The sequence below is a fragment of the Thioalkalivibrio sp. genome, from assembly GCF_007692535.1.
Taxonomy (GTDB): domain Bacteria; phylum Pseudomonadota; class Gammaproteobacteria; order Ectothiorhodospirales; family Ectothiorhodospiraceae; genus Thioalkalivibrio.
On the sequence record NZ_REBW01000145.1, the window covers coordinates 1 to 6815 of the forward strand.

Genomic DNA, 6815 nt, shown 5'->3' on the forward strand with positions numbered 1-6815 from the left:
GCTGACCCCGTAACAGCGAGGATACCGCAGCGAGAGTGTTCACTTGGCCGATTGCCTCGCCCAGCGTTTGCTGAATCACGCTGGGGTCCAGAGCTTCCGGCTGACCTTTCGGCGTCATCTTCTCGATCATGGCCGGCTTCGCCTGCGTGATAAGTTGCATCTTCATGGCCCCGGAGCCATGGTTGATCGGCCCCGATCGACGCAGGTTGCAGTTGAGACGGCTCGGATCGATACGCAAGGAGACGAAATGCGAGATTTTTCCAGGCGGGAGCTTGCGCAGCGGGGTAGGGCGGCGCGCAAGCAGGTGGGGCGCCGTTCGCACGCTGACTGCCCACTGGCGAAACACCGCGCCGATGCGCTTTCGATCCTGGCCGAGCAGGACGCGACCCGGATACCGGAACTTCTCGGCCTGCGCTACGCCCGAATGTCAGTCTCACCGTTCACCTTTCTCAGGGGCTCGGCGGCGGTGATGGCGGCCGACCTCTCGCGCACTCCGACAACCCCCATCCTTACCCAGCTGTGCGGTGATGCACATCTTCTCAACGTCGAAACCTTCGCTACTCCGGAGCGGCGGCTCGTATTCGATATTACCGACTTCGACGAAACGATTCGTGGGCCCTTCGAGTGGGACCTGAAGCGCATGGCCACTTCGCTGGTGGTGGCCGCCCGGGAGCGCGGTTTCGCCGCCGGCGTTGGCGACGAGGCCGTGTATGCCTGCCTCGCGCGCTACCGGCGCAGCCTGCGCGAACATCGCGATGCTGACCTCCTCGATGTGTGGTACTCGAGTGTCGGCGAACGCGACGTACTGTCGGTGCTCGGCGATCGGGTCGTTGACACGGAGCTTGCAACCGCCTTGACCAGCGCTACGGACGAAGTTTTCGCAAAGGCACGCCGGCGCAACAGCAAGCGCGCGGCCCGCAGACTGACCGAGAACGTCGACGGCCGCCTGTTCATGCGCGAAAACCCACCTGTGCTCTCCCGCGAAGCGCTCCCGCAGGATCGACAGGCACTCGCCACCCGTTTCCTCGAAAGCTATTCCGCGAGCCTGCCAGCACATCGGCGCGGGCTCCTGGAGCGCTTCGAGGTGGTGGACGCGGCGCGCCGCGTGGTCGGCGTGGGCAGCGTCGGCACCCGCTGCTACGTCATCCTGCTGCACGGCCGGGATGAGCTCGATCCCCTGGTACTGCAACTGAAGGAGGCGGGTCCGTCGGTACTCGAACCCTACGTTGCGTCGCCCGCACCCCGACCCCATGGCCGTCGTGTCGTCGAGGGGCAGCGCACGATGCAGACCGTCAGCGACATTTTTCTCGGATGGTTGCGGGCGGTCGGGCCCGATGGTGTTGAGCGCGACTTCTACGTGCGGCAGTTCCGCGACATGAAAGGCAGCGTCGACATCGAGGATCTTGATGCCACTGGCCTGGTCGCTTACGCCAAGCTGTGCGGCCACCTTCTGGCCGACGCCCACGCGCGCGGCGGCCACTCCGCAGAATTGGCCGGCTACCTCGGTAAGAGCGACGGCTTCATCGAGGCGCTGAGCCGCTTCGCCCGGGCCTACGCCGACGTGACCGAGCAGGACCACGCGCGCCTGCTCGCCGCCATCCGCACTGGACGGGTACCAAGTGAGTCGCAGTAATAAGTGGCGCGCGCGACGGCGCATTGAATGTCTCCTCGATGGCCCAGCGCCGGTGTTGCGTAGTGTCGCGATGCTGGCGCTTTGCCTGTTTTTCCCCGGCGGGGTCGCGGCGGAATCCGTCGATGGCGTCTGGCCGCGCGGGCATTACCCGCTACCCCAATACAGCGATCTGATCGGTGAGATATATGTTGTACCGGTCCGCGAGGACGAGACGCTGGTGGATATCGCCCGCGAGCACAACGTGGGTTTCGAGGAGATCCGGATCGCGAACCCCAACGTGAGCATCTGGGCGCCAAGACCGGGAACGGAGGTCCTGATCCCAGCCCGCCACATCCTGCCGGACACCCCCCGCGAAGGCATCGTGATCAACCTGTCCGAGATGCGGCTCTACTACTACTCGAGCCCCGAGGTGGTGGAGACCTACCCCATCAGCGTCGGGCGCGAAGAGTTCGCCACGCCCGTAGGGGTCACACGGACTACGGTCAGAGTGCGCGACCCTTCCTGGACCCCGCCGCGCTCCGTGCGCGAGGAGGCCGCGGCCCGCGGCGAGCCGCCGCCCGAAGTCGTTCCCGCTGGACCGGACAACCCGCTGGGCCGGCACGCGATCCTGTTGGACCTGCCCAGCTACCTGATCCACGGCACCAACCAGCCTGATGGCGTCGGCATGCGGGTCAGCCGCGGCTGTATCCGCATGTTCCCCGAGGACATCGAGTCGTTGTTCGACCGCGTGCCTCCCGGCACCCGGGTCAACATCATCGATCAGCCATTCAAGGCGGGTTGGTCCGAGGACAACGTGCTGTACGTCCAATCCTTCCCGCAACTGGAGGAGAACGTGGGAAGCTTCGAGCCGGTCCGCAATGCCCTCGACGTCGTGGCGCTTGTCGCCTTCGATGACAACTTGAACCCCGTCGCGTACAGACGTCTGCGCCAGTTGGTCGAAAACCCCAACGGGCTTGCGGTACCGCTGCGGGGCCCGATCCGCCAGAGCCTCCCCGTCCCGGACTGAGGTCGTGCAAGAGCCCCCGGTCGCCCGCTACGGCTGTCTCCCGTGGGCTACTTCTGCATCGTGCGACGGAACATGCGGTTCATCTCTTCGCGGTTCTGCTCCGAAATCCGTTTGGCCTCGGCGGCGTCCTGCTTCGCCTCGTCCGCGGTGTTCATAGCCTCGTTCGCAGTGCCCTGGGCCTGGTTCGCGGTGCCCTGGGCCTGGTTGGCGAGGGCCCTGGCCTCTGTCGCCTCTGCCTGTGCGGCCTCGGCCTTGAGGCGGACTTCTTCCAGCGCTTTGGTGGAGGCGCAGCCGCTCAATATGGCCAGCGAGGCGGCAACTGCAGTGAGCTTCAGGACGGTGCTCTTCGCGTTCATGGTCGATTTTTTCCTTGGGTGGTTCCGGAACAGACGTGTGAGAAATCTCATGGATCCCGGCCGCACAGACCATCACGGCGCGGTTGGCTGGATCCGCTCATGCGGGTTGCCACAGCCTGCCTTAGCGTAGCCGGACCCTGCCAGACACGCCAGTAGTGGACCGTATCGCAGGAGTGCTTACTGGATCACCACCCGCGTGCCAATGCCGACCAGTTCCGCTAGGCGCTCGATCTGCTCATTGCTGACCGCGACGCAGCCCTCGGTCCAGTGGAAGCGGCTATGGACGTCGGGGTTGCCGCGGCCGATCCCGTGGATGCCAATCGCGCCGCCTAATACGGTGTTCTGGGGCGGATGGCCGTGCCGCCGGTAATAGGCGTGATAGGCCTCGTAGTCCTGCTCGGTGAAGATCCCCGACTCCAGTGCCATCCGGGCATGTACGGGCGTCGGGTAGTCGATCCCGATGAAGATGTGCCACCGGCTCTCGTGGTTGAACCGGTTCACGCGGAATTCACCGAGCGGCGTCACGTTATCTCCGCGAAGGCGTGCCGGCTTCGCACCGCCGCGCCCCAGCGAGATCGGAAAGAAACGCTCGATCTCTGTGTTGCCGCGATAGACGATCAGCGTTGCCGCCTGGTCGTCTACCAGGACCCAGACCTCGCCGGCATATCGGGGCGTCTGCGCATTGGCACGGCTGCCCCTCCCGTTCAACAGCGCGAGGGGGGCGGCCAGCGTCATGAGAGCGAAACGGCGTCGGGACGGGGATTTCATCGCATGCTCGAAGCGTGAACGGGGAAAGGATGTCGGCGGATACCGTTATAGCGCAGCCGGGCTCTCGGATCACCCGTACGGCCGTAGGCCCGCACGTCTTGGACAGGCGGGAAAAGCGTGTTTATGCTGCCTACACTCCAGGCACGGTGTCCTGCCTCCCGATTGCCTTCAGGCCGCGAACTCATCGTGTAGACTCGGGTCACTCATTCCAGAGCGGTCTTTCCGCAGTAATCACCCATGAGAGAACAAAGCGCACCAGAAATTCGTCCGATTCCGTTAGGGCCCTCGACCCGTCCGTGCTACGACCGGATACCTGCCTATTCGGAACGGAGGCCTGCGGGGCTGCCACGTTCACCGCGGACAACGACTTCATTCCAAAGCCGTGGCCCGGCACAACGGTTTGGCGCGAGTGCCAGATGGCTCTCGACAACCGGGGGTCGGCCATGAGCGCGATACCCGAGGCCTACTGGGAGATGATTGCGCCGCTGATCGAACGGGCGCGGGTCCTTCTCGAGGACGGGGAGAGCCTGCTCCCCATCGCCTTCGTCGGGTCGCCCGAGAAGCGAACGATAGGCACCGTTGTGCTCAGCACCGCTGATGGAGATGTCCAGGGCAAGTCCGTCGAACAGGTGCGCCGCGCAGCATACCGGGAGGATGCGGACTTCGTCTTCACGATCATGGAGGCTTGGGGGCTGCCGCCGGACAAGGTGGGCAAGTACCAGGCCATCCTGGATCGGTACGGATCCATCGAGGCGTCACCCTACGCTGTGGACCTCGTTTCATTCGCGTTGGAAACGCGCGATGGGTCCTGGGTCGCGCAGGTCCAGGTGCAGCCGAAGGGAATTTCGAAGCGGAAGAAAACCTTCGGGGAACCGCGCTTCAGGCTTTTCCCCGAGTCCGGGGGCGGGTTCGCGCAATTGTTGCCCCAGCGAGTGGAGCGCAGCGATGGCGGCGGCGCCATGCATTGATGCCAATAAGGAGTCCATCCGCCCGCACGGACCTGCCGATTGTCCCGACTGACATCCCGCATCTCGCGCCGACAGGAGTGGTGGCGTCAGGTGTCACATTCCAGTACGGCGTACCGCGCCTACGAACAGAGTGAACGTCTGGCCTTGCGCGCGATGATCGCGGCCGGTTGCGGGTGCTCATACCGGTGAGGACAGACTGTCGGCCGTCGAAAAGGTGGTTCGGGTTGCTGATGCGCCTACGGGTGAGCCGCAACCGCCTAAACGTTGGAGGGAGTCAGGGGGAGCAGGTCTTCTTCAAACTCCAGACTTTCAAGTACGGTCTGTGCATTGGGCCAGAAGGCTTTTGCCATTTCGGCAGGATAGAGTAGTAGAACCTCGACCGCCTGGCCTGACGTTTCTCCTAGCAAAATGTAGCCGGACGTTTTCAGCTCACTGCTGAAGCTGATGACGGTTTCCACCCAGGGGTAAGGGAATTGTTCTGACCCGCCTGACTCGATTTCATTGACTGCCCAACCGGCGTTTTCGATCAGGCCATTGGGGCCAGTCACCCTGGATTCCTGCTCGGCGGCTGATGTCGCCCCCGCCGGTAAAAAGACACGGACTTTGGCATCATCCAGGGCATTGCCCTGGGGCAAAAAGGTAAAGGAGAAGCTGCAGCCCTCGCTGCCACAGCCATCGTCAACCGCCATCGTACCTGGATATTGTGCCCTGAGGGGATATCGGTAGGCTGTGCCATCGTAGGTTTGCAGAGCGCCCAAGTCAGTGGGGCTCATGGGTTCCGCGGCGGCGGTAACCTCCGCTGGGGGACCTTGGAATGCCGGCTCTGTATCCGGGGCCGGAGGGCCACAGGCCGTGGTGGCAACGAGCGTAATGCTCGTGAGCAGAACCAGAAAACAGGAGTTTTTGATGGTGTCCAATCGGAATCCTTCTGGCTATCTGATGATCACGAATCCGCTGTAGGCAAGGAAGATCGCATTGACCGCAGCGAAACCGCCAAAATCTTGCGCCTGCAAGGCAGGCTCCTACAAGGGCAAGGACCCGTGGGAGCGCGCCTTGCGCGCGAAGGGGTCCTCTGCGGAGCTTCCGTGATAATCAGGTCTGAATATGATGTTTCCTTAGAATGCGCATATGAAGTGGATCCGAAGATCTGCAGCGGGCTGGAGGCCTGACAGGCCGGCTGAAGCCTTGCCAGACGCACCCAGCCCTTCACTTGATGCACTCAGGCATCCGGGAATGCATGCGCGGCCCAGTAGGACGTCAGCCGGCCCGCATTTCTCTGTCAGTAGGTCAGCATCGGTTCCAGTTTGGCGGCTTGGTCAACCCATTTCTTTACCTGCGTTTCCGATGGCGGCGAGCGGACCAGTTTCTTCTCCGCGTTGATCTCGAGCATGCGCTTGGAGAGGTTCACGGGATTCCGCCGCCGCAGCTGCTTGACCGTGTTGCAATTCGCGGCCTCCAGCAGTTCGGAGTATTCCTCCCCAACACCGGAGATGCGCATCAGGTCCGCCATGTTTACCCACTTGAGCAGGCGCACGGAGCTCACTCCGCAGCGTTCAGCGACCACTTTCCTCCCTCTGGCCGAAGCCGCTTGGGCGAGCAGGTCACCGGTGGTCTTGATGCCTGCGTTGGCGAGCTTTTCCGCCCGCGCCTTGCCGATACCCTCGATCTCTTCAATTTTGTAGTTCATTCCTATATTTTCCTCTCCAGCACCCAACGTGCACGGCGAAGAATGTGTCGGAGAGCCGAATTTTGCAACCCCTCGATTATATCGCCGTCACCGTTGAACGAGGCAGGGGAGTTTCGGGAACGGGTCCGCTGTGACGTGCTGAGTCCGATGGCCGCCGCAACCGCAAGTGGTGATGGGCCATGGAGATCCTTAGTACCGTAGGTCATTGCCGTGTCGATTGGGCTTTCCCGGAGGCCGGTCACGAATAACCGACAACTGCGGTTGATTCTATGAGTCTGCGGAAAGTCCTTGCTTACACGCTAACCTTCACCTGATTAGCACGAATCCTCCGCAGGCCGGGAACATCGCATTGACCGCAGCGAAACCGCCAAAACCTTCGCCTGCAAGGCAGGCTCCT

7 protein-coding genes are annotated in these 6815 nt (G+C 62.9%); 3 read left to right on the forward strand and 4 right to left on the reverse strand.

Annotation, left to right across the window (positions count from 1 at the left end):
• The first annotated feature begins 247 nt into the window (after positions 1–247).
• Positions 248–1633 (forward strand): DUF2252 domain-containing protein, encoded by a 1386-nt coding sequence (locus EA346_RS07960; protein ID WP_296757330.1) that lies wholly within the window; start codon positions 248–250, stop codon positions 1631–1633.
• 52 nt (positions 1634–1685) lie between these two features.
• Complete coding sequence (locus EA346_RS07965; RefSeq protein WP_296757332.1) at positions 1686–2639, forward strand: L,D-transpeptidase family protein; 954 nt, start codon at positions 1686–1688, stop codon at positions 2637–2639.
• Between the two features lie 47 nt (positions 2640–2686).
• Here the strand turns inward: EA346_RS07965 and EA346_RS07970 are convergent, their stop codons facing one another.
• The gene (locus EA346_RS07970; protein WP_296757333.1) at positions 2687–2995 is read right to left on the reverse strand and encodes an Lpp/OprI family alanine-zipper lipoprotein; all 309 of its coding nucleotides are present in this window, start codon (positions 2993–2995) and stop codon (positions 2687–2689) included.
• A 177-nt stretch (positions 2996–3172) separates the two neighbouring features.
• Positions 3173–3763 (reverse strand): L,D-transpeptidase, encoded by a 591-nt coding sequence (locus tag EA346_RS07975; protein WP_296757334.1) that lies wholly within the window; start codon positions 3761–3763, stop codon positions 3173–3175.
• 443 nt (positions 3764–4206) lie between these two features.
• Here EA346_RS07975 and EA346_RS07980 point away from each other — a divergent pair, with 443 nt between their 5' ends.
• The gene (locus EA346_RS07980) at positions 4207–4731 is read left to right on the forward strand and encodes a hypothetical protein (RefSeq protein ID WP_296757336.1); all 525 of its coding nucleotides are present in this window, start codon (positions 4207–4209) and stop codon (positions 4729–4731) included.
• A gap of 257 nt (positions 4732–4988) precedes the next feature.
• On the opposite strand, the gene EA346_RS07985 is transcribed toward EA346_RS07980, so the two are convergent.
• Complete coding sequence (locus tag EA346_RS07985; protein ID WP_296757337.1) at positions 4989–5648, reverse strand: hypothetical protein; 660 nt, start codon at positions 5646–5648, stop codon at positions 4989–4991.
• Between the two features lie 362 nt (positions 5649–6010).
• Positions 6011–6418: a DUF4332 domain-containing protein gene (locus EA346_RS07990; protein ID WP_296757339.1), complete on the reverse strand. Its 408-nt coding sequence runs from the start codon at positions 6416–6418 to the stop codon at positions 6011–6013.
• Between the last annotated feature and the right edge of the window lie 397 nt (positions 6419–6815).

Coding starts and splice junctions, on each gene's coding strand:
- EA346_RS07975 (WP_296757334.1), bottom strand. CDS start 3,763: ATGAAATCCCCGTCCCGACGCCGTTTCGCTCTCATGACGCTGGCCGCC.
- EA346_RS07960 (WP_296757330.1), top strand. CDS start 248: ATGCGAGATTTTTCCAGGCGGGAGCTTGCGCAGCGGGGTAGGGCGGCG.
- EA346_RS07970 (WP_296757333.1), bottom strand. CDS start 2,995: ATGAACGCGAAGAGCACCGTCCTGAAGCTCACTGCAGTTGCCGCCTCG.
- EA346_RS07980 (WP_296757336.1), top strand. CDS start 4,207: ATGAGCGCGATACCCGAGGCCTACTGGGAGATGATTGCGCCGCTGATC.
- EA346_RS07990 (WP_296757339.1), bottom strand. CDS start 6,418: ATGAACTACAAAATTGAAGAGATCGAGGGTATCGGCAAGGCGCGGGCG.